This is a genomic window from Leptolyngbya sp. Heron Island J (assembly GCF_000482245.1).
In the GTDB taxonomy this organism is placed as follows: Bacteria; Cyanobacteriota; Cyanobacteriia; order Phormidesmidales; family Phormidesmidaceae; genus Leptothoe.
Genome location: NZ_AWNH01000038.1, coordinates 90,581 through 116,260, shown reverse-complemented (window position 1 = coordinate 116,260; position 25,680 = coordinate 90,581). Strand labels below are relative to the sequence as shown.

The following is a 25,680-nucleotide window of genomic DNA, read 5'->3' as shown; positions in this document are numbered from 1 at the left end:
AGCTATGACTCAACCTATCAAGTATGCCAACGTTGCGGATATCTACGATAGCTACGTTCAAACTACACTGGATATTCCATTCTTGCTCGACCAAGTTAAAGAGGGCTCATCCAGTGTTCTGGACCTGATGTGTGGCACAGGCCGAATTTCTTTGCCACTCATTGAAGCAGGCGCAGCGCTAACTTGTGTTGATAAGTCTCCTGAAATGTTGGCTATTTTAGAGCAAAAGCTAGGGCAACGTGGTTTGTCAGCAACGCTGCATACTGACGATATTTGTGATCTCGATCTGGGTCAACAGTTTGATCGCATTTTGTTGCCATTTCAATCGTTTTCAGAGATCATCTCGTCAGTTAGGCAGCAGCATGCACTGGCTTGTATTCATCAGCATCTATCGCCACATGGGCAGTTTATTTGCTCACTGCATAACCCGAAAATCAGATTAAAGACAGTTGATGGCAGATTGAAATTAAAAGCTCGTCCACCGATGCCAAATGGGTCAGGCTCGCTGATGCTTTGGACAATGGAGACCTATGATCCCGAGGATAAAGTTGTCCATGGTCTTCAGTTTATTGAGACCTACGATCAGCGTGGTATTCTTCAGTCTAAAAGATTTATAGAGATTCAGTTTAGTGTGCTGGAAAAAGAGACGTTTGAGAGTATGCTCAACGATACTGGATTTAACATACTGGCATTCTATGGGGATTATTCCTACGGAGACTTTCAATCCATGACAAGCCCTTTTATGATTTGGATACTTGGGAAAAAGCTCTAGAGCATTATGGCTACCGCGTATAAATATCTCGAACGTATCTCGGACGAATATTCAAAATTCTGCATTAACCCTCTTAATCTCCCCTAAAGTCCTGGGGCATTCACTAAAGCCTAAGGTAAGCTGGGAAACTCTAGTTCTCCCCTTACCAAGGGGGAGTTAGAGGGGGTAGTGTCATCTCAACGCTATTTAAAGTCACTTGTGTACATACCGTAGATCATCATGGATATTAGTGAATTAAGACAAGAATATATTCGCGAAGGTCTCAGACGGGAATACCTGGAACCCGATCCCTTTAGTCAGTTTGAGAAATGGTTTCAGCAAGCCTGTGAGAGTGATGTGCCAGAACCCAATGCCATGAGTCTGGCGACTGTGTCAGCTGATGGTAAACCTTCACAGCGAATGGTGCTTTTGAAATATTTTGATCGCCAGGGATTTGTGTTTTTTACCAATTATGAAAGCCAAAAAGCTCAACAGATCGATGCAAATTCCCAGGTCTCTCTCTTATTTTTCTGGATTGCCCTGGAGCGTCAGGTCCGAATATCAGGGCAGGCGACTAAAATATCCACTGGTGAATCGTTTAAGTATTTTACGACTCGTCCACGGGGCAGCCAAATTGGAGCCTGGTGTTCACAACAAAGCACTGTCATCTCATCGCGTCAAGTGCTGGAGTTAAAGCTAGATGAAATGAAGCGTAAGTTCCAGAATCAGGAGGTGCCGCTTCCCTCGGCATGGGGGGGATATCGTGTAGTCCCCAATCAGTTTGAATTTTGGCAGGGTAGACCTAACCGGCTGCATGACCGCTTTTTATACTCTTTAGCCAATGAGCAATCTAATTGGACGATTCAACGCTTAGCCCCTTGAGGGAAATACCCAAGCATAAGCCCTGAGATTTTTTCAGTCTGTAAAATCTCAGGGCCTGTTGTAGGTTTATGTCAATTGGTTACTTACTCTTGATACCCCCGCAACTTACAAGCGAGTTCACCGCCGATCATTTGCTCTGACTTAGCAGAGTTGTCTAGAACAATAGGCGATGGAGAAACTTTCCAGATGTTTTGGCAATATTCTTGGATGGAGCGATCCGATGAGAAATTCCCCATACGGATAGAGTTAAGGATGGACATGTAGGTCCAGTGCCCTGTCTCACGATAGGCGTCACCGACGACTTGTTGACAATCGATGTATGACTGATAGTCGGCCATCAGCATAAAGGGATCGACATTGAGCAGTTTGTCTAAAATTGGTTTGAACAGGTCAGTATCACCCTGGGAAAAATGTCCGGAGGCAATCAGGTCAATGGCGTCTTTTAAGTACGGGTTACTCTCATAATAGTCCCGAGGCTTATAGCCTTCAGCTTTGAGTTGAGTGACTTGCTCAGCTGTCAAACCAAATAGAAAGAAATTGTCGGCACCGACGGCCTGGCGAATTTCAACGTTAGCGCCGTCCAATGTGCCGATAGTGAGGGCACCGTTCATGGCAAACTTCATGTTGCCAGTGCCTGATGCTTCAAAGCCAGCGGTCGAAATTTGTTCTGATAGGTCGGAAGCTGGATAAATTCTCTGACTGTTGGTGACGTTGTAGTTGGGTAAGAAGATAACCCGCAGCTGATTATGGAGGTCAGGATCCTTGTTGATCATGCTGCCGACTGAGTTAATCAGTTTAATGATCAATTTGGCCATGTGATACCCTGGAGCCGCTTTACCACCAAAGATAAAGGTGCGTGGGGTCACCTCTAGATTGGGGTTTTGTTTGAGCTGACTGTACAGGGTGATAATGTGCAATGCATTCAAATGTTGACGCTTATATTCATGAATGCGTTTAACCTGGACGTCAAATAAGGAGGCGGGGTCTACGAGAATACCAAATTGGTTATGAATACGGCTGGATAAGTCTCGCTTAGTGGCTTGTTTAATCTGTCGCCATTCTTCTTGGAATCCAGGGTCATGGGCTAAGGATTCTAGCTGCTGTAGCTCACCTAGATTCTTCAGCCAGCTGTCGCCAATGTGTTGGTTGATCATCTGAGTTAATCGGGTATTACTCAGGGCAATCCAACGACGGGGGGTGACCCCATTAGTCATATTGCAAAACTTTTCTGGGAAGAGTTCGTAAAAGTCTTTGAGCACCGTTTGTTTTAACAACTCACTGTGCAGCTCTGCCACACCATTGATGGTATGGCTGCTGACGCAGGCTAGATTGGCCATGCGGATATAACGCTCGCCACTTTCGTCAATCAGAGACATGCGGGCAAGCCGCTTGGTGTCTTTGGGAAACCGCATGCGGACGAGATCTAAAAATCTAGAGTTGATTTCATAGATGATTTCTAGATGACGCGGTAGCAGTTTGCCAAACAGGCTGACTGGCCACTTTTCCAGGGCCTCGGGCATGAGGGTGTGGTTGGTGTAGGCTAGGGTCTTTTGGGTGGTTTCCCAGGCCAGGTTCCAGTCGAGGTGATACTCATCTACCAGTAGACGCATCAGTTCTGCGGATGCGATCGCAGGATGCGTATCATTGAGCTGAATTGCAAATTTTTCAGGAAACTTCTCAATGGGAATATTTTGCCCCTTCAAAATGCGGAACATATCCTGTAGCGAACAGGAGACAAAGAAATATTGTTGTTCTAGGCGTAGCTGTTTACCGGCTAATGTCTCATCATTAGGATAGAGAACTTTGGTCAAGTTTTCAGAGGAAACTTTTTCTTCAACAGCGCCGTAATAATTACCCTGATTAAAAATGGCAAAGTCAAAAGACTCAATGGCCTCTGCTTTCCACAAACGTAAGGTATTGGCCGTATTGACCTTGTATCCAAGAATAGGGGTATCGTAGGGGATGCCTAATACTTCTCGCTCCGGTATCCAGTGAACCCGATACTGTCCCTGATCGTTGACATGGGCTTCAGTCTGTCCCCCAAATTTAACTTCCATTGCCCATTCTGGTCGGGCAACTTCCCAAGGGTTCCCATAGCGTAACCACTTATCAGTACGCTCTACTTGCCAACCATTACGAATCTCTTGGTGGAAAATTCCAAACTCATAGCGAATCCCATACCCTAGGGAAGGAACTTGTAACGATGCTAGCGAATCCAGGTAACAAGCGGCTAGTCGCCCCAGACCACCGTTTCCTAAGCCGGGTTCTTCTTCCTGGGCCAATAGCGCATCAAAGTCTAGACCGAGCTCCTCTATGGCTTGTTTAACCTGATCATAAATACCCATATTGATCAGGTTATTGCCCAGATGCGGCCCCATCAAAAACTCAGCTGAGAAATAGCACACTGTACGCGATCGATCCTGGGTGTAGCTTTCTGCTGTACTATTCCAGCGATACAGCATGCGATCGCGTACGAGATGGGCCAGGGCCATGTAATAGTCATGCTGAGTTGCCAAGGCAACGGGTTTGCCCTGAACAAAAAAGAGACTGTCTAAAAATGCTTGCTTCAGTGCTCCAATGGTAATGCCTGTACGATTTTCTGAAAGTACTGAGGGAATCGGGGCATAGTTGGCTTGGAGAGAATCGCTCATAGGAAGTTCAAAACTTTCAGCAAGAAAGCTTCTAAATGGACTGTTGGATTGATAAAGCTCAAAAAGAGTGTGGGACTTCTGTCGCTTGAGACACAGTTTTATTATGTTTTAAGCTTTCTGCCTGATCAGCAACATCTAGAACAGATTAGTCTAACTAACTCTTGGTTCCAACCGGTGTGCAACAAAACTCTACTATTGTGTTCTGCATAAATCATTAAGACTTTCTTGGTTGTGAGTCTCTGAATCATGTGGTTGTGGTTCTTGATGCAGAATGTTGTCTGGTTGAGGAGACAAGTTGCGATCGCAATACCCTGTGTTAAAACTGGGATAGGGTATTTGAGCCAATAGCTGCAGTTTGAGGATCTGCCAGGTTTTCTGCGACACCAATTTAGGGAGTACCAACAGAACAGATTGATCACGTTCTTCAATCAATCTGATTAATTGCTGAATAGCCATACTGCGCAAGGTATTGTCAATCTCATCATCTAATAATTGACTTAATCCAATGATCAGTGGATTAAGTTCTATCTTGTTCAAGCTTTCTTGAGCTAGAGAGTGAATGTTGGACTGCGTCTGTAAGCGGCATAGAAGCTTGACTAGAGGTGAGACAGCAGCACTGCCAAACTTAGTTAGCTGCAGGGCAAGTTGTTCACGAGTATGTTGCGATTGGGTGGTGATCAACATATGGACTACCATTCCCAGAAAATTGTCAAAGCTATAATTTTCGATATCCTCAGCCATCCCCTCAGCGCTGGCTAAATCACAGATTTTCAACATATCTTGACTTTGGAGACAGTGTTGACTGTTCAGTGCGACTAAGCGAGTGTCAAACAGAGTAGACATAGCAAAAACCTGCTAGCTGTAGGCTAGGATGTGGGTTGGCAGACTGAGGCAAAGCCTCTCTCAAATATCAGACTGCAAATTGCAATTTTTTATTTCAATGGAAACGATAGATTCAGGAGTTAAAAAAATGGAACTTATCTGCTAAGGCTAAAATTTATTGGGTTTAAACCTTAGTTGGCAAATAAGAGAAAGTAGGTATTGATTGATACGTTTCTACTTAGTACCTAAAGTTGTACAACGTGTTAAAACGTATTGCAAGTTACAGATGCAAAAACTTTAGTAGGGTGTGCTGATCTCCTGACATTGTTAGGTGTCAAGACTGTAAAATAATTATCCTTTGTCAGGTAGAGGATAGATTTTTAGGGAATAGCGATCACCTAAAAATCAGGCTATCGTTGCCCGCATCTTGTTCCCTAGAAAAGTAGTTAAACCCAGGGCAATAGCTGATTTCTAAGAATAGTGTCTATAATAATTTAAAGTCTCATGGGGCATGATGTCTGTTGAAGTGTAGACCCCATTTGCATATATTGAAAAATTTGACTGTATTTATATAAACTCTTGATGTGAAATCTTGAATATTGTTGAACTTAGAGTGCTAGAGGCATCCCCATGGGGATGCCTCTATAAGAGCCTTGATTACTGAGATAAGCTTTCGGGGCTCACCTCAATTGACTGTGCGGTGCCATCACGTTGTACTTCGACGGTAAGCGGCTGGCCAACTTTGCCATTGCTGACAATTCGCTGAACTTCGGTAGACTCGGTAACAGCTGTGCCGTCAATGGCGGTAATCACATCTCCGGCCCTCAGGCCACCCCTGGCTGCCGGTGAATCAGAGATTACCCGAGCAATGAGAATTCCCTTATCTTCATCAACGGTCAAGCCGCTATTGGGGTTGGTGTTAATATCCGCCTTCACGTCTGGACTCAGGGTAACCATTTGAATGCCTAAAAACGGATGCTGCACCTGACCGGTTTCGGCTAGTTCAGTGGCAATTCTTTCCACCATGTTGATGGGGATGGCAAACCCCAGACCCTGTGCGCCATTGATAATGGCGGTATTCACGCCGATCACTTCACCCTGCTGGTTGAGTAAAGGACCACCGGAATTGCCGGGGTTGATGGCTGTATCGGTTTGGATAAACTCCACCCGCTTATCGGGGACGCCGACCTGATTGCTAGAACGCCCTACGGCGCTGATAATCCCCACGGTGACGGTATTATCGAGACCCAGGGGGTTACCAATGGCGATGGACCATTCTCCTGGCTGTAGTTGCTCAGAGTTGCCTAGCTCTACTGTCGGTAGATTCTGCTCATCAACTTTGATGACAGCAATGTCGGTGACGGGATCACTACCCAGCACCTGGCCATCTAAAATGCGCCCATCTTTGAGGGTGACGGTAACGGTATCAGCGCCATCAACGACATGGGCATTGGTAATAATTTTGCCGTCATTGCTGATGATGAAGCCTGACCCTAAACCTCGCTCGGTGCGTTCTTGGCTACCCTGGGGGATACGATTACCAAAGAACTGTCGAAATGTGGGGGCCTTGAATACGTCAGGAATTTGTCGGCTCACGGTACGGGATGCATCAATCCGGACAACGGCTGGACCCACCTCATTGACCACATCGGTAATAAAGTTGGGGTTTGCGGTGGGAGCAATAGCGGGCGCAGTCGGTGGTGAAGTCTGGGCTACAGCTACTTGATTGTTCTGCCGCAGTGGTGATGCGGGTGACCAGGCTAAAAAGCTACCGGCTGTAGCTAACCCAGCTCCCAGGACCAGGCTGCTGAGGACCGAGATATGCCAGGGACGAGTGGATGGATGATGACTTGAATTAGACATGATTTGGGACACTTTTGATGCAGTTGTCCATAGCTTAAATAGTTGATGTGACATTCCTGTGACATCACGTTGTCGGTTTTGCGATCGCTAAATGCCCCCAAACTTTTGCCACTGCTGGGGAGGGGGTGGCAGAAACTCATAGGAGCCTGCAGCACTGCCAGGCTTTGCGGTTAAGACAACATCAAACGAGAGAGAAATTCTCAAACCCTCGGTATGGTTCATAGTAACGCCATGACGCTGTTTAGCCGGAAACAAAATTAATCGGCCTTCCGTAGGAAGATACATGGCCTGGTCCTGGTTGAGATAGTTCCAGCTCGCAATAATATTCGTGTTTTCGCTGCCCAGACCTGGGCTGACTTCATTGGGGCGCACATCGTCAAAAAAGACTAAACTACCGGCTTCATCACTGCCGGAGTTGGGCACTGAAACATAATAAACAGCACTAATGTGAGCCGTATTATGGCTATGGGACCCGACTTCTTGCTGGTGACGCGAGATGACTGGCCATGCTCGCTGGATATAGAGATCTATCTGATTGAGGTCTAATCCCAATGTTTGCAGATACTGCTGCACGTGAACTTCTACCTGACCGACAATCCAGCTAAACCGAGGGTCTATATGGATTTGTTCGGCTCCATGGAGATCACCAGTCCAGGCCATTTCTGGAAAAGCACGACGTTCATACCCCTCCTTTTCTAGCTGTAGGGACGCATCGATCAGCTGCTTTTTGTGGTTGTTAGCATCGGCTAGATCTTCGTAATAAACAGCGAGGGGAAACCAGGTGTCAACGGGCATGGGGATTTTTGCGATCGGAGAGCATCGTGTCAGGCGTTACGTCTGTCTGTTGAATCCAGTCATATAGCAGGTGCCAACAGGGCAGAAAATGATCCGCTAAGACCGCATCCATCTGCCAGAAATTACTATAGCTGTCACCGGAACAGTAGCAACCAATAAAAATCATCAACAGATCGTGGTACGGCGGTGGCTCAGCCGGGCCGTTGGCCACACCCGTAATCACCTCCTGGCAAACATCAACACACAAATGATTGATTGTGTTTTGTAAATAGACCAGATTGGTGGCAGCCTGACAAAAAATTCCCTGACTCGATTTGAGGGAGGATAAATAATGCTGACGATAGTTCTCTAAAAAAATCTCATGAAGGCGGCTTAATTTTTGTTTTAGATGAGCTTGTAATTCTAGGGAAGGAGACTTGATACCCCGGTCTTTCCAATTAGAGAGAATGCCTTGTTCCAAAGGGGAGGTCTCTAAGGCAGAAATGTTTATTTTTAGTAGTGGATTGATCACCCTAATAAATAGAAAGTCGAGATCGATCAAGCTGAGATCCAGTTTGACAGGTGTCGTCTTAAATACTGATGAGCTCGGGAGTTCATCCGTGAATTCTGGATTACACCAAACATACTTAAATTCGGCTACATCGGCCATCATTTCGCCAATTAGATGGGTGAAGACAAGCCCTAATCGCTGTTGCACTTCACCATGGAAAAAGACCTGGGCTTTCTCTTCATTGAGAGCAACTTCATCATCAGTTGGAGAGAACAACTCTCGGCAAGTAACAGGACCATTTTCTGTATAAGCCGTTTCTCCTACACGTAACGGTTCATCGCAGTGGGCCAAAACTGCATAGTCGGCTTCAAACTGGGTCATCATTAGCTGCCAATAATGTCCCCAAATGTCGTGGATCAGAAATGCTTCTGCTTTGTGGGTAGGTAAAATACTAACCGAGCTAGAGAGTGCCTCAATCACATGGTCAACAGATTTGTCTAACTGTTGCGCAATGAGAGTTGCCCAGGTGATGTCAATGTTTTGAGGCTGACAGGGACCAAAGGTAGGAAATCGGCGAAACTGATCAAAGCTAAAGGTTTGCATCGACTCTAGCAGCTGGGTAAGCCGCTGCTGATCGGTGGCAGAAATCTCGGCAAAGGCTTCAGATTGGTCGGTGGTTAGACAAAAATAAATTTGGAGCGGTGTGTAGACAATGTCGACTAGATGAGCGGGGAGCGTGATGCCAAATAAATGTTTGAATAAAACAGCTGCCTGGATGCGGCTCAGTTGAGTGGCTGTTTCGTCTTGAATGGTAGTTAGCCCTACGCTACGCAGAACGGCTTGAATGGTGGTGGCTTGTTCTGCAATGCGCTGCTCAATTTGTTGTAATGTGTCGGTCAGCTGACGCTGATCCTGGTTTGATAATTGAAAGTGTTGGCATAGGCTAACAATAGCTGTGTCTGATTCCAGAGCAAGGGGGATTTTATCCGGTATTTGTTTGCTGAGTGTGGGGGAGGATATTGTTCCCTGCCACTGGTGCCCAGCCAGTTGGTAATAGCGCTTGGTTAATAGGGCTGCCCTGACAAAGGCCCTGCGCACCGCCGTGGGGATACTCTCAGGGAGTTGTACTTGCTGTCTAATGGGATGTCGCCGCAGACTACCTAATTCGTCATGCAGTGTTTTGAGCCGCTGTTGTCGTCGGTGGTAAAAGGCATCCTTGGCAGAATCTCCACGTTTCCGTAAACAGCGAGCAATATCCAATGCTTCTGTTAATAATTCCTGATGGGTTTCGACCAGTGGTTTAGAGTGCATAACAAATTTATCTGTGGAGTAGTGCTGCCCCCTACTCCTTATTTTAAGGAATCAAAATTATTCTTGATTGATCCGGACTAAGCGAATCTCTGTGCGCTGATTGCGTGGATCATTGGCAGCTATGCCTGATAGGGGCTCGTTAAAGCCTTTGCCTTCAGCCAAAATGTTATGATTCACGGCCTGGCTTTTTAAGTACTGCACTACCGCTTCAGCCCGCTGCTGACTGAGGCGCTGGTTGAGGGTGGCAGTGCCGGTTTTGGAGGTGTGACCAATGACGCGGATGGCCACGGTTTCGGTATTAAATTCGTTAATCTCGGTGGCTAGCTGTGTGAGGGTTTGCTGTCCTTCCGCTGCGATCGCTGCTGATCCTGTCCCAAACGTTACTTTACCCCTAACTTCCAGGTCACCGATTGGCTGAGAACTTTGAATTGCTTCAGCTGTGAGCTGAGCTTGCGGCGGCGCTGCGTCTGCTTCTCCAGTGAGAAATTTAGCCAACTCAGGGTCATCCGCCTGTACTAGCTGAATCAGCGACTGAGTATTGGCAACGGCATCAGCAATAAAGCGATCGCTATAGAGTTCGTTTGCCAGGGGCACCTCAGGTAGTTGACCCGATAGCACCAGAATGGCAGCAGTTGCAGCAATCCGTTTTTCCAGGGTGCCATCGTCCATCCAGCGTCCAGCTTCTACCGACGTGAAAAAATCAATGCCATCAATCACTAAATCCGCCTGGGTGGGGGATAGACCTCCATCGGTCTGAATCAACGCTTTTAATTGGCTATTATCGCGGGCCGCTTGATCCATCCGTCGATAGTAGGTTGATAGTAAGTCTGTCAGCTTTTCAGGATCGTCTTGGATCACATCATCTGAGGCTACGATGACATCCAAAATGGCATTGGGCGCATCCTGGCTAGAGAGGACGACCGTATGACCTTGGTCGCGGGCCTGACTGACAAACGGCTCCCAGAGGACGGCGACCGCAATATTTTGGCTGGGGTCTTGTAACGTTTCCCAGGCTTCTGAGGCCTCTGCTACTTTGAGCTGGTTAAAGTCAGCTAGATTAAAACCATCAAAGCGAATATCCAGCACCTGAGCTAAAAACTCACTGGGGGTATCGGCGGCATAGGCTAAGCTCAGAGGCTGTCCCTGGGCCACCAGCTGACTGAGATCGTTGAGGGAGGTTAAGGTTGAATACTGAGGGGTATTGAGCACCACCGCATCCGCCCCCACCGTCCGATCAATGAGGCCCACAATCTGGCCGTCTGGTTGATGTTTCAGATACTGATCCAAGGTGGTAACAATCAGGTCGGCATTGCCTTTTTCCAGCCGTGCCGCTCGTTCAGCCTGGTCAAATTCATTTTCGAATCGTAACGATAAGCCCGATTGTTCTAACTCTTCATTAAAATCCGAAGAACGAAATATGCTGTAGCCGCTAAACGTGTCTCCCAGAATGACCAGATCATTCGTGTCACCACTGATAACGGCTAGCGGTTGTTGTGACCACGAGAATAATGTGTCCTTGAAGTTCCAAAACCCTAAAGAGACCGCAACAACACCCAAAATATAGACAATTGGTGGGGGGCCGCCTGTACGTTTTGACACTAACACTACCTCCAGTAATTTCCCATAAAGCTACCTACAGCCTCTATACCAGCGGGTCAGAATAGTACGTAGATTCCTGTATGGTCCTTATGTTAGTAAACCCCAAGGTTAGGTTGGTCATAACTCTGGTTATGATTTTTGGCCAGGAAACTGAGGGTTTTGGGTGAGTGTTTGCTGGCGTTGTTTAAGCTGCTGTAGGCGGCGAGCAATTTCTTGTTGCTGAGCCATGGGATCAATGGCTGACACCGCTTGTTCTGCCGGATTAACCGATAGCTCTACAAATGCTCGTTTCTCTAAATAGCGGGTATGCACGGAGTTTTTAGCGGCTTCAAATTGAGCACGGGCAGATTCGATATCCTGCTCATTGTGGGTTTCGGCAATGGCGGCCAGAGCTTCATTCACCTCGGTTAAATTTTTGAGGGCCTGCAGATCACTTTTATAGCTTTCTAGACGGGCTCGCTCCTGACGTAATTTTGCTAGGGAAGCATTGACGAGGGCTTCGGCTTGTTCGACCTGGGCTTCGATTTTTGGTAAAAGCTGCTCCAGGTGAATAGCGGAGCTAATGGCGGCTTCGGCGTCATCATGCCGTCCTTCTTTTTCAGCGTTGAGGGCTGATTGTTCGGCCCGTTTGAGGGCGGCTACTTTTTTTAGATAGACGCCTTTTTCCCGTTGAAAGGTGGCGTATTGTTGGTTGGTGGCTTCAGCTAGCTGCCGGACGGATGCTTGCATTTTTTGGATAGCGGCTTCGGCGGTTGCGATCGCATCATCATCCAAATCCGCATCTGATTCAGGCCCTGGACCCTCTTCAGAAATTCCCCACAGCCAGTTCCATACAGCCAGGGTTACCTTACCTCCACGCTCCCCCATCAACCAATAAACGGCCTTTTTCATGTGTCGTTACAGTGGAAACAGTATAGATATAGCAATTGCTTATTCAGGCACTTAGCCATCCCATCGGAACCGGCGCTAATGGGCCAGTATTCCTATCCTAATCAATGGGATCAACACTACAGTCATTACTTCAGACAAATCACACATAATTCCTCATATTTCACGGCGATCTTGATCACAGAGTTAGCTCAGTTTTGTTCAGATAACCCTTACCCAAACCTTAGAAACCCATCAACCTAGACTCAGGCATGACTCGGATAGTAGTAATCGAAGCCGCACACCGCGCTTCCATTCACTAGGAGACTACAAGGAAAAACTAAACCATGAAGAATCTACTATCCACTGGTCTATCTGCTTTAATGCTGACTGTTGCCATCGTCCCTGCTATCGAGACTATCCGCCTTAACGATGCCCTGGCGGCTCAACCTAGCATTACCCAAACGGTCGCGGCTAAAACCTTATTAACCTCTGGACAGTTTGTCACCGTTGACCAAAGCCATGCTACGACCGGTACAGCGCGCATTGTTGAAAAAGACGGTCAGCGTATCCTCGAATTTGATGGTGCTTTTGACACTGCCCGTGGTCCAGATGTTCAGGTTGTACTCTACAAGGGAGATTCTGTACCTGCTAGTTTGGCCGAGGATGATTATGTCTATGTCGCTGACTTAAAGAGTTTTGAAGGCTCTCAGGGGTACGTTTTACCCGCTGACATTAACCTTGAAGACTACGGCTCCGTTGCTATCTGGTGTGCAGAGTTCAACGTTACCTTTGGCTATGCGGATATCTAACGAATTCCTATGAGTAGTTGCTATTAACTGGATTCTTCCAGGTCTCTCCTGTTGCCAAGATGAGGTCTGGAAGAATATGCCGATTTCCCAAGTATTGCCTACTCAAACTCGGGTAAGTCTAGCTGCTTTTGCTTTTGTACTTCTATGGTGGGGGCCTGGGCTGGCATCAATTCCTTCTGACGCTCTTCTAGTTTCAGCGGCAGCTCGACTTTCTGTGGTTTCTGCGTCTTCGCTTGCTTCACCTTCGGTAGGCTACGTTCCAAATCATTCAGCGGTCGAGGAATGACCATAACAGCACTGAGTTCACCGATGCGTTCAGCTTCATGCATGCCTGCTTCGACGGCAATGGCTACATTCGATAGGGAACCTCGAATCAAAATCGTACACAGTCCTTCACCAATGGTTTCGTGGGAAATTAGTTCCACTTCAGCCGCTTTAGTCATGGCGTCTGCGGCTCCCACCATGGCTGGAAAACCACGAGTCTCTAATAAGCCAATAGCACCGCTACTCATCTGGGTTTCCCCAATCCCGTCTAGTTCACTGAGGCGGGGCAGAATGGGCAACACCTTTTCCATGTCGGCCATGGGTCTTGGAATCAGCGATGATGATACCAACTGGCCAAACTGCTTAGCGGTTTCCACTCCCGCATGCACCGCCATGCGAACATCGGCTACACCGCCTCGAACAATGGCGCTGCACTGCCCGCCGCCCGTCTTTTCATAGCCGACTAAATACACGTTAGACGACTTAATCATGGCGTCAGCAACGCCAATAATGGCCGGAAAACTTGTTGTCGATACCACACCCAGGGCTGAATCTTTGACCTGTCTTAGTAATGACCGGGCCTGATCGGTTGAACTAGCTAAAGCGGAAGAGTTTACTGGCATTGTGCGTCTCAAGTAGCGTTAGGGAGCCCTTGGGTGCGTATGGTTGTTTAAGGTCTAAACCAAGTTCAAGTTGAAACCTATAGTCGTCTTGACGGTAAAATTCCAGCTCTGAACATAGATAAATTTTATCTCAACACTCTATGGTGACAGTTTCAATAAAGGCTTATTAAAGGCGATATTACGTATCAATCTATTGATAGTTGTTGAGAAATCTTTAATGAGAGAGTTTCATCCGAGTGGATAGTACTCTATGTATTCCCTATCTTAAGAGTCTTGCTCAGCTTGACTACTGGTATCCTCTGTGTTTAGCGGTTGTCGATAGGGGAAGAGAGCCGATAGCAGAGTGTTGAGATGATCACGCCCATAAACGTACTGATTTGCAACAGTGGATGACGCATTGTTACCGTTTGTAGTGCTTGACGGTGGTACCGTTGGTTCATCAATATCGGGTACGTTGACTGCTTTAGGAGAAACTGCCTCCGGCTGTACCGTGGGTGATGTGCGTGGCGGCATCGGCATTGAGGGGACGGGATTGACGGGATTAGTGTCAGACTGAAAATTGGGTGTCTGAAAGCCGTTACTGGCTCCATTCTGAGAAGCTGGCGCTCCTGTTTGAGCTGTGGTTGCTTCTATCAACGAACAAGGGGGAATAACGGTACTAGGTGCGATCGCAGGGTTGATCAACGTACTGGACGGTCCTACACAAACATCCTTACCTACATATCCGTGCCCCACAATCAGAGCTCCTGTTCCCAAGCTGGCCCCCGCCTCAATAGATATACGACCCTGCCTGGCTTGGATAACGACCCCTGCACCCACACATACACCGGGACCAATGTGAACCGATGAGCCATCAGACGCAGCCCGCAATACTACACCTGGAGCAATAGCTGCTGAAGCATCAATAACAACGTCACCGCCGCGATAGTAATGGGTTTGACTCACAAAATGAAGAGGCGAGGGTTCCATCGCGACGGTCTCAGGTTACAGATATAGACTACGGACGCTGAATCGTTGTTTCCAACACACGGCACTTGGCGCGAGGGTCAACTCCTACAAGCCGGACATACTGACCCGCATGCTCAGCTAGCTGAGCCTTTAAGGCTGCAATCACCTCAGAAGGACGATTGCCACTAATGGGAGTACCGGTTTGCCATGCACCGCTGCGATAGCGACGCTTATCGGCATACTCAGTGCTAACGCGGTACCCTTGGTTGACCAGCTGAGTTACTTGCTGAGCTAGGTCTGGGCTCACCGAAGTACTACTGCCGTTACCGTTGGCGGTTGCCGGACGACTACTGCTATAGGTAGACGTTGACTCTGCACTAGCGCTTGAAACACTGACAGCCTGCCCTGGTTTCTGGATCGTGAGAGCACGACCGCGCTGTTTAACTCGGGGGTCAACCGCAAAAATTCTGACATAGTCATTAGCATGCTCTGCCAAAACCTGTTGGATGGCGGCAATGGCTGCGGACTCATTGACAGCTGATACGGCAGGAGCAGTTTGCCAGATGCCACTGCGGTAGCGACGCTTATCAGCAAACTCAATGCCAATTTTTTGTCCTTGAGCCAAAATTGAGCGGACTTGTGGGACTAACTCATTGCTGGTGGTAGGTGCTGCACCATTTTGACTAACTGTCGGAGCAGAACCATTGGTAGCTGTCTGTAGCGCGACTGGCTTACCATCACCTCGTTGAATCGTTATAGGCGCTATCCGACACTTGGCTACCGGATCAATGCCAAACATCCGCACATACTCGCCAGCATGCTCCGCTAAGCAACCTTGCAAAGCTGCCATAGCCTCAGATTCACGGGCTGCTTGAATCGGTGCGCAAGTTTGCCAAACACCGCTGCGATAGCGACGCTTATCGGCATGCTCGGTACCTATCTTGTAGCCTTGACGAATCCACGCACGTACCTGACCGGCAATATCTCCACCGACAGCAGCACCGTTTGTTGCAGGAGCAGAGACTTGAGAGGGAGCAGCTGAACTTCTGGTAACAGCAACAGGCTTTCCGTCGGGACGCTGTACTGTGAGCATGCCCACTCGACGCTTGCCCACCGGATCGATCCCAAAAATACGCACATAGCTGCCCTGATGTTCTGCCAGACAGCGCTCCAAGGAAGAGAATACTTCACCTTCACGATTGGACTGCACAATGGGGCAGCTCTGCCAAACGCCGCTGCGATAACGCCGTTTGTCGGCATATTCTGAACCAACCTTGTAGCCCTGGGCTAAAAACTGGCGAACCTGTTGAACAATTTCGGGTGCTAGTGCTTGCATAGTATCTCTACCAACATTATCAGTGGCGTATGGGGTGTGTGGGCTGCTCGCCGCATGGCGGGCGGAGTGAACAGGTACAGTGTTGGCTGCACCATTGGGGTATTTAAACGCTTTTGAAGCGTTGCCCGCCAGAGGATCGAGGGCACGCTCATGAAGATGGGGCTCAATAATATCTCGCACCAGGGCCAGATCCGCCTCAGTGACTTTGGGTAATGCATCAGCCTGCGCCTGGGTCGTGACCACCGAACCAGATGGTACACACCGACCAGGCGGCACTTCAACATCTTGAACTAGGGCGTGCATCATAACGATAACGCCTGCCCCCAGTCGTGCATTGAAGATGGTTGACCTAAATCCCACAAAACTCGCTTCACCCAGGTAAACCGGACCGTGAATCAATGCCTTGTGGGTCAAGGTAACGTTTGGGGATAGCCAAACGGCATACTGCTTGCCGTTGTCTCCTTGGACACAACCGCTGCTAAGACCGTGTATGACAACGCCATCCTGGATGTCACAATGACTACTGATGTAAAAGGGTAATCCCTCATCTGCCCGGATTGAGGTGCCAGGGGCAATCGACACGTCAGCCCCGACATAGACACTGCCCACGACCTGCGAAAACGAATGGACAAAGGCAGTAGGCTCAATCGTTGGCTTAGCCAATGATTGAAATTGAGCAGGGGATGTTGCCATGGTTTGCTTAACCATTGGCCCATATCCTCCCATGAAAGTTTTTAACTAAAATCCTCACGCTTGTCGTAGAGTGAGCCAGAATCCAAACTAACGGTATCAACAATAGCGACAATCGCTGCATCAACGGGGCGACCTTCGTAGCCACTATGTTGACGAGCAGAACTGCCGCGGGTAACCAGAACCCATTCACCGGGACCGGCACCCACAACATCGGCTGCTACCTCATAATCGGGCAGTAAATCGCCATTCTCACTAACAAACTGAATTAGTAAGAACTTGACCCCCGTTAAGCTTGGCTCCTTGCAAGTGCTGACAACCGTGCCACGAACTTTCCCTAGGCGCATGCCTTATCTACCGTAGGGACGAATGCCACTCACGCTTTCACGAAACTGCTCAACAGCCTCGGTGTAGCGAATAGGTAATACAAACTCCAGGTTCTCGTGGGGACGAGCAATAATATGTGTGGACAGGGTTTGACCGCCGTTGACCCGCTTAACGTTCTCGACGCCAGCGGCCACCGATGCCTGAACCTCAGAAACGTCGCCGCGCACGATAACAGTCACACGACCGCTACCGATTTTTTCATAACCAACTAAGGTTACACGAGCCGCCTTAACCATGGCGTCAGCCGCCTCAACTACCGCTGGGAAACCCAGGGTCTCAACCATTCCTACTGCGATTGCCATCGATTTTTACCTTGGTGTAATGCTATCTACTTGGATCTAATTCGAATCACGCTAAGTCCTAAACTGTTCGACCGCCTCGGTGTAGCGAATAGGCAGCACAAACTCCAAGTTTTCGTGGGGACGGGCAATAATATGGGTAGAGAGAACCTCCCCGCCGTTAACGCGCTTGGCAGACTCAACACCAGCCGCAACTGATGCCTGAACCTCAGAAACGTCGCCGCGTACGATAACAGTCACACGACCGCTACCAATCTTCTCGTAGCCTACCAGGGTTACACGGGCTGCCTTAACCATTGCGTCAGCAGCTTCAACGACAGCGGGAAAACCTCGCGTCTCAATCATTCCTACGGCAATCGGCATTGTCGCAAATCTCCTAGATAAAACAGCTTTAGCTCAAGCATTCGGGTCTCGAAAAATTGAGTTAAGAATTCCTTTAGAATTACTTCACACATCGAGACCTATCTTGCAAACCTTTAGTCTGCAATAACTCCATGACTACAATTCAGAATACGAGGGGGTTAGCCGTTTGACAATATAAGTCTCAATGATTGTTTCTAATGTTAAGCATTATCAATGCTGATAATTATTTGCTACAAAACGTAACTCACGGTTTTTATTTGTGTAGTGCGAAAATAGCTCAATTTCCCATGGGCATTTGTGCCTAGGAAATTTGAGGGGGTGAGCAATCTTGACGCTTGTCGATAGCTTTGGTGGAGGGCTGGCTTGGAGTCAAGCGGGGTATGGGAATTGAGAAATGCCCTTGTTTAGGGGTGTTCATCAGGTACCATTAATAATTATAGGTAATCTCAAAGCTAACTATAGAGATTCGTCTGGGATTGATCTGTTTAGGATTGAGGTTGCAATGGAAGTCCGATATCTGAGTTTTTTGTATGCCTCGTCTTGCTATCTTCCACCCATTACGGAATTAAGGGATGATTTAAGCAAATCTGTATTGTTAGCTCCGGATATTTGATTCTGGTGCGTTGGTGTTGGCAATATATACGGATTTGCTCGGTACTTTGGATGTTTACAGGTTGCCGGTGGGCGTTTGAATGGCAATGATGCAGGCTTTGATTCAGTTAAGTTGGCTGATCCCGCTTTATGGGTTCTTGGGGGTGATCCTGTCCTTGCCTTGGTCTATGGGCTGGGTGCAGCGCACCGGACCTAGGCCAGCGGTTTACATCAATATATTGATGACTGCGATCGCATTTTTCCATGGAGCCTTTGTGTTTATGGGCATCTGGAATGTAGGTTCTGTTGAGCTGCATTTTCCATGGTTGCAGGTCGCTGATATGGCCTTAAGCTTTGACCTGGATTTGTCGGTGCTTAATCTAGGGGCGATGGGGTTGTCGACGGGGTTAGCCCTGCTAGCTCAGGTCTATGGCCTAGGTTACATGGAAAAAGACTGGGCCCTGGCGCGCTTCTTTTCGCTTTTGGGCTTTTTTGAGGGAGCTGTGAACGGTGTTCTGCTCAGCGGTTCTTTCTTTTTGGCCTATTTCTTACTAGAAATGTTGACCCTTTCCACCTATTTGCTGGTGGGTTTCTGGTATGCCCAGCCTTTGGTGGTAAAGGCTGCCAGGGATGCGTTTTTAACCAAGCGGGTGGGCGACATTTTGCTGCTGATGGGCGTCTTGGGCCTAGCCAGCTGGGCTGGAGATTTACATTACAACGAGCTATACGAATGGGTTAAGGTGGCGGACTTGACGCCGCTGTCCGCCACGCTATTGGGGTTAGCCTTAATTGCAGGGCCAACTGGAAAATGTGCTCAGTTTCCGCTGCATCTTTGGTTGGATGAGGCCATGGAAGGCCCGAGTCCAGCGTCAATTTTGCGTAATTCAGTGGTGGTTACCTGTGGAGCCTATGTGCTGATTAAGCTGCAGCCGATTGTAGTGTTGTCGCCTGTGACCTTAGCTGTTCTGATTGGCATTGGCACAACAACGGCCATAGGAGCGTCACTGGTTGCGATCGCGCAGGTTGACCTTAAACGAGCTCTTTCCTATTCCACCAGCGCTTACATTGGTTTGGTCTTTATCGCTGTAGGAGCTGAATGGCCAGGGGTAGCCATAGGGTTGTTATTTACCCATGCCGTGGCCAAGGCACTGCTCTTTATGAGTTCTGGGGCAATTATCAACAACACCAGCTGTCAAAACATTACCGAGCTGGGGGGCGTATGGTCTCGGATGCCAGCCACAACGATTGCCTTTGTTGTGGGCAGTGCTGGCATGGTGGGTGTTTTACCCCTGGGTGGTTTTTGGGCACTGCAGCTCGGTATCGACTTTTTACGCCGTGAACATCCTGTTTTAGCGGCTGTATTTTTAGTGGTTAACGCCCTGACCGTCTTTAACTTGGTGCGCATCTTTCGACTGGTGTTCTTAGGGAAAATCACTCCCAAAACCCGTCGTTCTCCTTCGGTGAACTGGCTGATGGGCACCCCCATGATCGGTCTCAGTATTTTTGTTATTTTGCTGCCCTTGGCGTTGGTGCGAATGTCGCTACTACCACCTCTGCGCTACTGGGAGCCTTTGGTCTTTGGTTCATTAATTGTGTCAGGGATAATCGGTCTGGTCCTGGGCTGCACGGTGCCGTTAAGTCGCTCCCTGGCACGTTCTACCCAGCGGTCGATGCGCATTATGCAAGACTTTTTGGCCAATGACTTTTACACCGAACGGTTGTATCGAGTCACGGTGGTGTTTTTAGTCAGCCAGTTCTCTCGGGTTGTGAGCTGGTTTGACCGCTATGTGGTAGATGGAGCCGTCAACTTGGTGGGGATGGTTTCATTAATGAGTGGTGAGGGCCTGAAATACAGTATTTCTGGTCAGTCCCAGGGATATATCTTCACGATTGTTTTGGGGGTAAGTCTTCTGGGCGTTTTGATGACATGGGCGATGTGGTAAGGGGAAACGGATGCTAAGTGCGCTGTTATTGATTCCATTGCTAGGGGCCCTAGCAATTGGTTGTTGGCCAGGTAAGCTAACTAGCGAACGAGCTAGAACTGTAAGCATTGCCTTTTTGGCGGTTAACCTGATTGTCAGTCTTTACTTGCTAACGCAGTTTGACTTGGCGGTTGCCGGACTCCAGTTTAAAGAATCGTTACCCTGGCTCGAAACCCTGGGGTTGGGGTATGAGGTCGGCGTTGATGGTCTGTCACTCCCATTGTTGATTATCAACAGTCTGCTATCGCTGGTGGCAGTTTATGCCAGTGATACGGATACGCCTCGACCCAGACTTTACTATTCTTTGCTGCTGGTGATTACCTTTGCCGTAGCTGGAGCATTTGTAGCGCAAAACCTGTTGTTGTTCTTTATCTTTTATGAACTAGAGCTCATTCCCCTTTATCTGTTGATTGCGATTTGGGGTGGGGCACAGCGAGGGTATGCCGCCACCAAGTTTCTGATTTACACCGCCATATCCGGGATTTTGATTTTGGCCTCATTCCTGGGATTGGTTTGGCTGAGTGGGGCTTCTAGCTTTGACTACAGTGCCACTATGGCCCACGGTCTGCCTTGGATTCAGCAGGCAGTTTTGTTGGTAGCGCTATTGATTGGATTTGGGATCAAAATTCCGCTGTTTCCTCTGCATACCTGGTTGCCCGATGCCCACGTTCAGGCTTCAACACCCATATCGGTTTTGCTAGCAGGTGTATTGCTCAAGTTGGGTACCTACGGTCTTTTTCGCTTTGGTGTCTGTACCTTTTCTGAAGTATGGGTAGATTTGGCCCCGTATCTTGCCTGGTGGGCTGTGGTGAGTGTGCTTTATGGTTCCTTGGCTGCCATCGCCCAAACTGACATGAAAAAGATGGTGGCCTATAGTTCCGTTGGTCACATGGGTTATGTGTTACTGGCCGCATCGGCCTCCAATCCCATCAGTTTTGTCGGTACCGTGTTTCAGATGGTGAGCCATGGATTTATTTCCGCTCTGCTGTTTTTGGTGGTTGGGGTGGTTTACAAAAAGACTGGCACCCGTGATTTAAATGTGCTGCGAGGGTTACTGAATCCAGAGCGTGGTTTGCCGCTGATTGGTAGCGCTATGGTGCTGGCGGTGATGGCCAGTGCGGGTATTCCCGGTATGGTGGGATTCATTTCTGAATTTATCGTCTACCGGGGCAGCTTTGTCAGTTTTGCGCCTCAAACCCTGCTGTGTTTGCTAGGGTCTGGACTGACAGCCGTTTATTTTTTACTGTTGGTAAATCGTGCATTTTTTGGGCGCTTGGCAACGACGACCAAACAAGCTGTGGAACAAGATCCTGTGCTGCCTGTAGTGACTTGGCAGGATCGAATCCCTGTCTTGACTTTAGTGGGTTTGTTGTTTCTGTTTGGGTTAAGTCCTAGCTGGATGACGCGCTGGATTGAGCCGACGACAACAACTATGTATGATGCAATGCCGATCAAGTTGGAGTTGTCGATACATCCGGCTTATCGGCATCCTTTGGGTAATATTTCGGCGGCAGAAACGGTGGTTCAAACTGCTGCTGTTGGTGTTTCCGACCTTGCGGATGTGCCCACTGATTTAGCGATGTGTTCGGATGGGGACTGTGCTTTATGATCCAAACTATGCCTTCTCAACTAGACAATATTCATCCCTTTGCCCAATATGCAGATCGCCTATTGTCTGGTGGCACGTTGTTGCCAGATACACCTGACAATGTGGTCGAGGTGATGGGGGCACTGGATAGCTATGGTATTGTCCTGGATCGCTATTCCGTTAATCTAATTCACATTGCCGACCATCAGTTTTTGAACCTATTTCCGATCTTCAAATATTTTGACGGAGAGATTAATCCGGCAAGAATGTGGCGACACTTTTGCCATGACCGGATTAACTATGAGTACGCTGAGTACATCATGAGAGCCATGATGTGGCACGGTGGTGGCGGTATGGATGCGTATCTGGATACGGAGGAGTTTCGGCAGAACTGTCAGGTTGCGATCGCAGCCAAAATCAAGTTCAACCCGGTGCTACAGCTCTTTCATAAAGCGTTTCCTGAGTTTCTCATTGAGCAGATCCGTCAGCTCTCCTACTACAGTGGGCTAGGTCAGTTTTGGCGAGTGATGAGTGATATCTTTACCTCTCTGACCGATCGCTATCTTCGAGGAGAAATCAAACATATTCCTCAGATTGTTGACTACATCAAAAATGGGTTGGTGGCCGATGCAGCGCGACCCATCACCTATAGTGTGGAGATCGGTGGCAAAACCTATGATATTTTGCCAGCGTCTGCTGGGTTAACCTTTTTGCCAGATACGGCGATTCCCTACGTGGAATCCATTTTTTTCCGAGGTGCTCCTTTTTTGGGAATAGTCTCCTATAACGCTCAAGCCCAGCAAATTTCCCCGGATAAAAGTCGGTTTACCTACGGTGCTCTCTATGCTGATCCTCTGCCCGTCGGTGGCAGTGGCGTTCCACCTACGCTGCTGATGCAGGATATGTTCCGTCATTTGCCAGACTATCTGGAGGCGCACTACCTCAAGACCGAACGCGGTTTAGGGGATGTGCGCGTAAAGATTTGCGCCAGTTTCCAGCGGTCTATGTTCTGTGTCACTAATGCTGCTCTGGTGGGGCTATTACCCAAGGGAGCCGATGCGACAGACCCTGAAGACATCGCGGTGAATCGCGAATTTTTGTTGGGCTGGATGGATCGGCTAGCCTCTTCACAATTAGAACAGGTACAAACTCCGTAGATTTAAGTGAACTGTATTAAGCCCACCTAGGGGAGATGGTTTTCGGACCATGCTCAGATTTTGTCTGAGTCCGAAGATTTTCTTGAGAGTTTATGAGTGCTCCGTCCAATTGCTGGGATCGGCGCTAGGCTCAAAAGGTGCAATTATTAGCGGTCTATGTCTTCAACGGTTTCGTCATCCTCTACGTCAACGATCGTATCTGCGCTTTCGTCACCGGCTGTGGCTGAACTAGATGTAGCTGTACTCAACGTGGATGGCATGATGTGTGCTGGCTGTGTGCAGGCGGTGGAAACCCAGTTGCGTCAGTGTGATGGGGTGGCTAACGCAACGGTGAATTTGGTAACGAAGGCAGCAGCAGTGCAGTATCAGGCTGATGTGGTTGAGCCTGATCGACTGGCGACGCTGTTGACAGAAGCGGGTTTCCCCACTCAGGTGCGTCAGGGTGAGGATGCTGGCCATTGGGCTGAGCAGCAGACAGCTGATCAACAAGGACAGGGATGGCGAGTTGCGATCTCACTCACCCTCTTAGCCCTCTCCAGCTTGGGCCACTTGCAACACGTGGGCGCACCTGGCCAGTTTGCGGTGCCTATTCTCAGCACCCTGAGTTTTCACTTTGCCCTGGCGACGCTCACATTAGTGGGACCGGCCCGCGAGATTTTACAGGATGGGTGGCAAGGGGCTCGTCGCGCTCGTCCTAATATGAATACTTTAGTCAGCATTGGAGCTCTTAGTGCTTACACCACCAGCGTTGTAGCCTTGGGTTTTCCTCGCCTCGGCTGGGAGTGCTTTTTTGATGAACCCGTGATGCTACTCAGCTTTATTTTGCTGGGGCGTACCCTTGAGGAGCGAGCTCGTTTTCGGGCTACTGAGGCCCTGCGCCGGTTGATCTCACTGCAGCCTCAGGTCGCTCGCCTCATGACCGGCAATGGCTCTGATGAGACTTTAGAAATCCCCGTTAACCAGGTGCAGGTTGGCGATATTCTTCAGGTGCTGCCCGGAGACAAAATTCCAGTCGATGGCGAGATTACCGCTGGACAAACCACCATCAATGAAGCCATGGTGACGGGGGAATCTTTGCCCAGTGCTAAGCAGCCTGGTGATCCAGTCATTGGCGGCACCCTCAATCAGTCAAGCGCGATTTCTGTCCAAGTCAATCGCACTGGCGCTGACAGCACCTTGGCCCAGATGGTGGCCCTGGTGGAATCAGCTCAAACCCGTAAAGCCCCAATTCAGGGGTTGGCAGATAGGCTCGCTGGCTACTTCACCTACGGGATTTTGCTCCTGGCATTGCTGACATTTTGTTTTTGGTATGGCACTGGATTGAGCATCTGGCCTGAGGCGATCCAAGCAGCGCTCAATCCCCATCACCACAGCCATCATGTAGTAGCAACGTCGAGACTCTTGGTCAGTCTCAAATTAGCGATCGCAGTTCTGGTGATTGCCTGTCCTTGTGCGTTGGGGCTAGCAACTCCCATGGCAATTTTGGTTGGCTCTGGCATTGGGGCTCAGCGTGGTTTGCTAGTGCGTGGCGGCGATGTTCTAGAAACAGCCCATCGTTTAGATACCGTCATTTTTGATAAAACCGGTACTCTGACAACGGGGCAACCTTGGGTCACTGACTGCATTAGCTACGATCCTAGCCTGAGCGAGAACGATGTCATTCGTCTGGCCGCCAGTATTGAGCAAGGAACCCGTCATCCGTTGGCTGATGCGATTCTCACCGAGGCCGCTCAGCGCCAGCTATCCTTGACTGATGTCATCAATAGCACCACAACTCCAGGTTTGGGGGTAATGGCAACCTTAGGGGAGCAAATTCTCCATCTTGGCAATGATGCCTGGTTAGCCCAAGCCAGTATTGCTACCGATGCGGCTAACGACGCGGTCAATGCCTGGATTGCTGAGGGCAAGACCCTAGTGTATGTTGCCGTTGACCATCAGTTAATGGGGCTAATTGCCATCGCCGATCGCTCCCGTGAAGAAGCCAAAGCCGTGATCGAACAGCTGCAGCGCAATCATTTGGAGGTACAGCTGCTCAGCGGAGACCGACCGGCTGTTGTCCAGCGCTTAGCTCTGGATTTAGGCATTGCGGTTTCTGCAGGCAGTATGACTCCAGGCGATAAGCTGAGCGTCATTGAAACATTGCAGCAATCGGGGCACTGTGTTGGGTTTATTGGCGACGGCATCAACGATGCACCTGCCCTGGCCCAGGCAGATGTCGGTATTGCCATGCACTCAGGAACCGACATCGCTATGGAAACGGCGGATATTGTGCTGATGCGCGATGATCTGACGGATGTGCCCGCAGCCTTGGAACTTAGTCGCAGCACCTTTAATAAAATCCGTCAGAACCTGGCCTGGGCCTTTGGCTATAACCTGATTTGTATTCCCCTGGCTGCTGGGGTGCTGTTACCTAAATTTGGCATTGCTTTGAGTCCTGGTTTTGCCGGTGGCTTTATGGCCTTTAGCTCCATCAGTGTGGTACTCAACTCTTTGCTGTTACGGTGGCAATTAAGAGAGAAGACTGCTTAATTAAGCATCAGCCATCAAAATTAGCCGTTACTGATTTAGAGGGTGAACCGATCTGTTAGAGGTGCGGCATATCAGCATCT

The 25,680-nt window shown here is 48.9% G+C and carries 20 protein-coding genes; 7 read left to right on the top strand and 13 right to left on the bottom strand.

Annotated elements, in window-relative coordinates:
• Nucleotides 1-4 precede the first annotated feature (4 nt).
• A complete protein-coding gene (locus N836_RS73230; protein WP_023072480.1) occupies nucleotides 5-772 on the top strand; it encodes a class I SAM-dependent methyltransferase in 768 nt (255 codons plus the stop codon).
• A gap of 219 nt (nucleotides 773-991) precedes the next feature.
• The gene (pdxH, locus tag N836_RS50790) at nucleotides 992-1,633 is read left to right on the top strand and encodes a pyridoxamine 5'-phosphate oxidase (protein WP_023072479.1); all 642 of its coding nucleotides are present in this window, start codon (nucleotides 992-994) and stop codon (nucleotides 1,631-1,633) included.
• Between the two features lie 83 nt (nucleotides 1,634-1,716).
• On the opposite strand, the gene N836_RS50785 is transcribed toward pdxH, so the two are convergent.
• The 7 genes from N836_RS50785 to N836_RS50755 form a co-directional block, all read right to left on the bottom strand.
• Nucleotides 1,717-4,284 (bottom strand): glycogen/starch/alpha-glucan phosphorylase, encoded by a 2,568-nt coding sequence (locus tag N836_RS50785; protein ID WP_023072478.1) that lies wholly within the window; start codon nucleotides 4,282-4,284, stop codon nucleotides 1,717-1,719.
• A gap of 192 nt (nucleotides 4,285-4,476) precedes the next feature.
• On the bottom strand, nucleotides 4,477-5,127 hold the full coding sequence (locus N836_RS50780; RefSeq protein ID WP_023072477.1) for a hypothetical protein: 651 nt from the start codon (nucleotides 5,125-5,127) through the stop codon (nucleotides 4,477-4,479).
• Between the two features lie 636 nt (nucleotides 5,128-5,763).
• A complete protein-coding gene (locus tag N836_RS50775) occupies nucleotides 5,764-6,969 on the bottom strand; it encodes an HhoA/HhoB/HtrA family serine endopeptidase (protein WP_036053058.1) in 1,206 nt (401 codons plus the stop codon).
• Between the two features lie 87 nt (nucleotides 6,970-7,056).
• Nucleotides 7,057-7,764, bottom strand: coding sequence for a TIGR02466 family protein (locus N836_RS50770; RefSeq protein ID WP_023072475.1), 708 nt, complete (start codon nucleotides 7,762-7,764; stop codon nucleotides 7,057-7,059).
• Nucleotides 7,754-9,565 carry a hypothetical protein gene (locus N836_RS50765; RefSeq protein WP_023072474.1) on the bottom strand — a complete coding sequence of 604 codons (1,812 nt, stop codon included), beginning with the start codon at nucleotides 9,563-9,565 and terminating at the stop codon, nucleotides 7,754-7,756. The genes N836_RS50770 and N836_RS50765 overlap by 11 nt, the downstream gene beginning before the upstream one ends.
• 57 nt (nucleotides 9,566-9,622) lie before the next feature.
• Nucleotides 9,623-11,164 carry an OmpA family protein gene (locus tag N836_RS50760; RefSeq protein WP_031292607.1) on the bottom strand — a complete coding sequence of 514 codons (1,542 nt, stop codon included), beginning with the start codon at nucleotides 11,162-11,164 and terminating at the stop codon, nucleotides 9,623-9,625.
• Between the two features lie 129 nt (nucleotides 11,165-11,293).
• Nucleotides 11,294-12,055: a PspA/IM30 family protein gene (locus tag N836_RS50755; RefSeq protein ID WP_023072472.1), complete on the bottom strand. Its 762-nt coding sequence runs from the start codon at nucleotides 12,053-12,055 to the stop codon at nucleotides 11,294-11,296.
• A gap of 323 nt (nucleotides 12,056-12,378) precedes the next feature.
• Between N836_RS50755 and N836_RS50750 the strand changes: the two genes are divergently transcribed.
• Nucleotides 12,379-12,843 carry a DM13 domain-containing protein gene (locus N836_RS50750; RefSeq protein ID WP_023072471.1) on the top strand — a complete coding sequence of 155 codons (465 nt, stop codon included), beginning with the start codon at nucleotides 12,379-12,381 and terminating at the stop codon, nucleotides 12,841-12,843.
• 98 nt (nucleotides 12,844-12,941) lie between these two features.
• Here the strand turns inward: N836_RS50750 and N836_RS50745 are convergent, their stop codons facing one another.
• The 6 genes from N836_RS50745 to N836_RS50720 form a co-directional block, all read right to left on the bottom strand.
• Nucleotides 12,942-13,730 carry a carbon dioxide-concentrating mechanism protein CcmK gene (locus N836_RS50745; protein WP_023072470.1) on the bottom strand — a complete coding sequence of 263 codons (789 nt, stop codon included), beginning with the start codon at nucleotides 13,728-13,730 and terminating at the stop codon, nucleotides 12,942-12,944.
• A gap of 264 nt (nucleotides 13,731-13,994) precedes the next feature.
• Nucleotides 13,995-14,699, bottom strand: a complete 705-nt coding sequence (locus tag N836_RS50740; protein ID WP_023072469.1) for a carbon dioxide concentrating mechanism protein — start codon at nucleotides 14,697-14,699, stop codon at nucleotides 13,995-13,997.
• Between the two features lie 28 nt (nucleotides 14,700-14,727).
• Complete coding sequence (locus tag N836_RS50735) at nucleotides 14,728-16,722, bottom strand: ribulose bisphosphate carboxylase small subunit (protein WP_023072468.1); 1,995 nt, start codon at nucleotides 16,720-16,722, stop codon at nucleotides 14,728-14,730.
• A 26-nt stretch (nucleotides 16,723-16,748) separates the two neighbouring features.
• The gene (locus tag N836_RS50730) at nucleotides 16,749-17,051 is read right to left on the bottom strand and encodes a EutN/CcmL family microcompartment protein (RefSeq protein ID WP_023072467.1); all 303 of its coding nucleotides are present in this window, start codon (nucleotides 17,049-17,051) and stop codon (nucleotides 16,749-16,751) included.
• A 3-nt stretch (nucleotides 17,052-17,054) separates the two neighbouring features.
• The gene (locus N836_RS50725; RefSeq protein ID WP_006518195.1) at nucleotides 17,055-17,393 is read right to left on the bottom strand and encodes a carbon dioxide-concentrating mechanism protein CcmK; all 339 of its coding nucleotides are present in this window, start codon (nucleotides 17,391-17,393) and stop codon (nucleotides 17,055-17,057) included.
• A 51-nt stretch (nucleotides 17,394-17,444) separates the two neighbouring features.
• On the bottom strand, nucleotides 17,445-17,753 hold the full coding sequence (locus N836_RS50720) for a carbon dioxide-concentrating mechanism protein CcmK (protein WP_023072466.1): 309 nt from the start codon (nucleotides 17,751-17,753) through the stop codon (nucleotides 17,445-17,447).
• A gap of 698 nt (nucleotides 17,754-18,451) precedes the next feature.
• Between N836_RS50720 and N836_RS50715 the strand changes: the two genes are divergently transcribed.
• From N836_RS50715 to N836_RS50700, 4 genes are all read left to right on the top strand, one after another.
• Nucleotides 18,452-20,287, top strand: a complete 1,836-nt coding sequence (locus N836_RS50715; protein ID WP_031292603.1) for an NAD(P)H-quinone oxidoreductase subunit F — start codon at nucleotides 18,452-18,454, stop codon at nucleotides 20,285-20,287.
• Nucleotides 20,288-20,297: 10 nt separating this feature from the next.
• Complete coding sequence (locus N836_RS50710) at nucleotides 20,298-21,935, top strand: NADH-quinone oxidoreductase subunit M (RefSeq protein ID WP_023072464.1); 1,638 nt, start codon at nucleotides 20,298-20,300, stop codon at nucleotides 21,933-21,935.
• An 8-nt stretch (nucleotides 21,936-21,943) separates the two neighbouring features.
• A complete protein-coding gene (locus N836_RS50705) occupies nucleotides 21,944-23,071 on the top strand; it encodes a CO2 hydration protein (RefSeq protein WP_235071084.1) in 1,128 nt (375 codons plus the stop codon).
• A 156-nt stretch (nucleotides 23,072-23,227) separates the two neighbouring features.
• On the top strand, nucleotides 23,228-25,600 hold the full coding sequence (locus N836_RS50700) for a heavy metal translocating P-type ATPase (RefSeq protein ID WP_031292600.1): 2,373 nt from the start codon (nucleotides 23,228-23,230) through the stop codon (nucleotides 25,598-25,600).
• Nucleotides 25,601-25,680 lie beyond the last annotated feature (80 nt).

Bases quoted from the DNA above. Each gene is read 5' to 3' on its own strand.
- N836_RS50735 (WP_023072468.1), bottom strand. From the start codon at position 16,722: ATGGTTAAGCAAACCATGGCAACATCCCCTGCTCAATTTCAATCATTG.
- N836_RS50745 (WP_023072470.1), bottom strand. From the start codon at position 13,730: ATGCCAGTAAACTCTTCCGCTTTAGCTAGTTCAACCGATCAGGCCCGG.
- N836_RS50725 (WP_006518195.1), bottom strand. From the start codon at position 17,393: ATGGCAATCGCAGTAGGAATGGTTGAGACCCTGGGTTTCCCAGCGGTA.
- N836_RS50775 (WP_036053058.1), bottom strand. From the start codon at position 6,969: ATGTCTAATTCAAGTCATCATCCATCCACTCGTCCCTGGCATATCTCG.
- N836_RS50750 (WP_023072471.1), top strand. From the start codon at position 12,379: ATGAAGAATCTACTATCCACTGGTCTATCTGCTTTAATGCTGACTGTT.
- N836_RS50755 (WP_023072472.1), bottom strand. From the start codon at position 12,055: ATGAAAAAGGCCGTTTATTGGTTGATGGGGGAGCGTGGAGGTAAGGTA.
- N836_RS50740 (WP_023072469.1), bottom strand. From the start codon at position 14,699: ATGGAACCCTCGCCTCTTCATTTTGTGAGTCAAACCCATTACTATCGC.
- N836_RS50780 (WP_023072477.1), bottom strand. From the start codon at position 5,127: ATGTCTACTCTGTTTGACACTCGCTTAGTCGCACTGAACAGTCAACAC.
- N836_RS50770 (WP_023072475.1), bottom strand. From the start codon at position 7,764: ATGCCCGTTGACACCTGGTTTCCCCTCGCTGTTTATTACGAAGATCTA.
- N836_RS50705 (WP_235071084.1), top strand. From the start codon at position 21,944: ATGCCTTCTCAACTAGACAATATTCATCCCTTTGCCCAATATGCAGAT.
- N836_RS50720 (WP_023072466.1), bottom strand. From the start codon at position 17,753: ATGCCGATTGCCGTAGGAATGATTGAGACGCGAGGTTTTCCCGCTGTC.
- pdxH (WP_023072479.1), top strand. From the start codon at position 992: ATGGATATTAGTGAATTAAGACAAGAATATATTCGCGAAGGTCTCAGA.
- N836_RS73230 (WP_023072480.1), top strand. From the start codon at position 5: ATGACTCAACCTATCAAGTATGCCAACGTTGCGGATATCTACGATAGC.
- N836_RS50715 (WP_031292603.1), top strand. From the start codon at position 18,452: ATGATGCAGGCTTTGATTCAGTTAAGTTGGCTGATCCCGCTTTATGGG.
- N836_RS50710 (WP_023072464.1), top strand. From the start codon at position 20,298: ATGCTAAGTGCGCTGTTATTGATTCCATTGCTAGGGGCCCTAGCAATT.
- N836_RS50700 (WP_031292600.1), top strand. From the start codon at position 23,228: ATGTCTTCAACGGTTTCGTCATCCTCTACGTCAACGATCGTATCTGCG.
- N836_RS50730 (WP_023072467.1), bottom strand. From the start codon at position 17,051: ATGCGCCTAGGGAAAGTTCGTGGCACGGTTGTCAGCACTTGCAAGGAG.
- N836_RS50765 (WP_023072474.1), bottom strand. From the start codon at position 9,565: ATGCACTCTAAACCACTGGTCGAAACCCATCAGGAATTATTAACAGAA.
- N836_RS50785 (WP_023072478.1), bottom strand. From the start codon at position 4,284: ATGAGCGATTCTCTCCAAGCCAACTATGCCCCGATTCCCTCAGTACTT.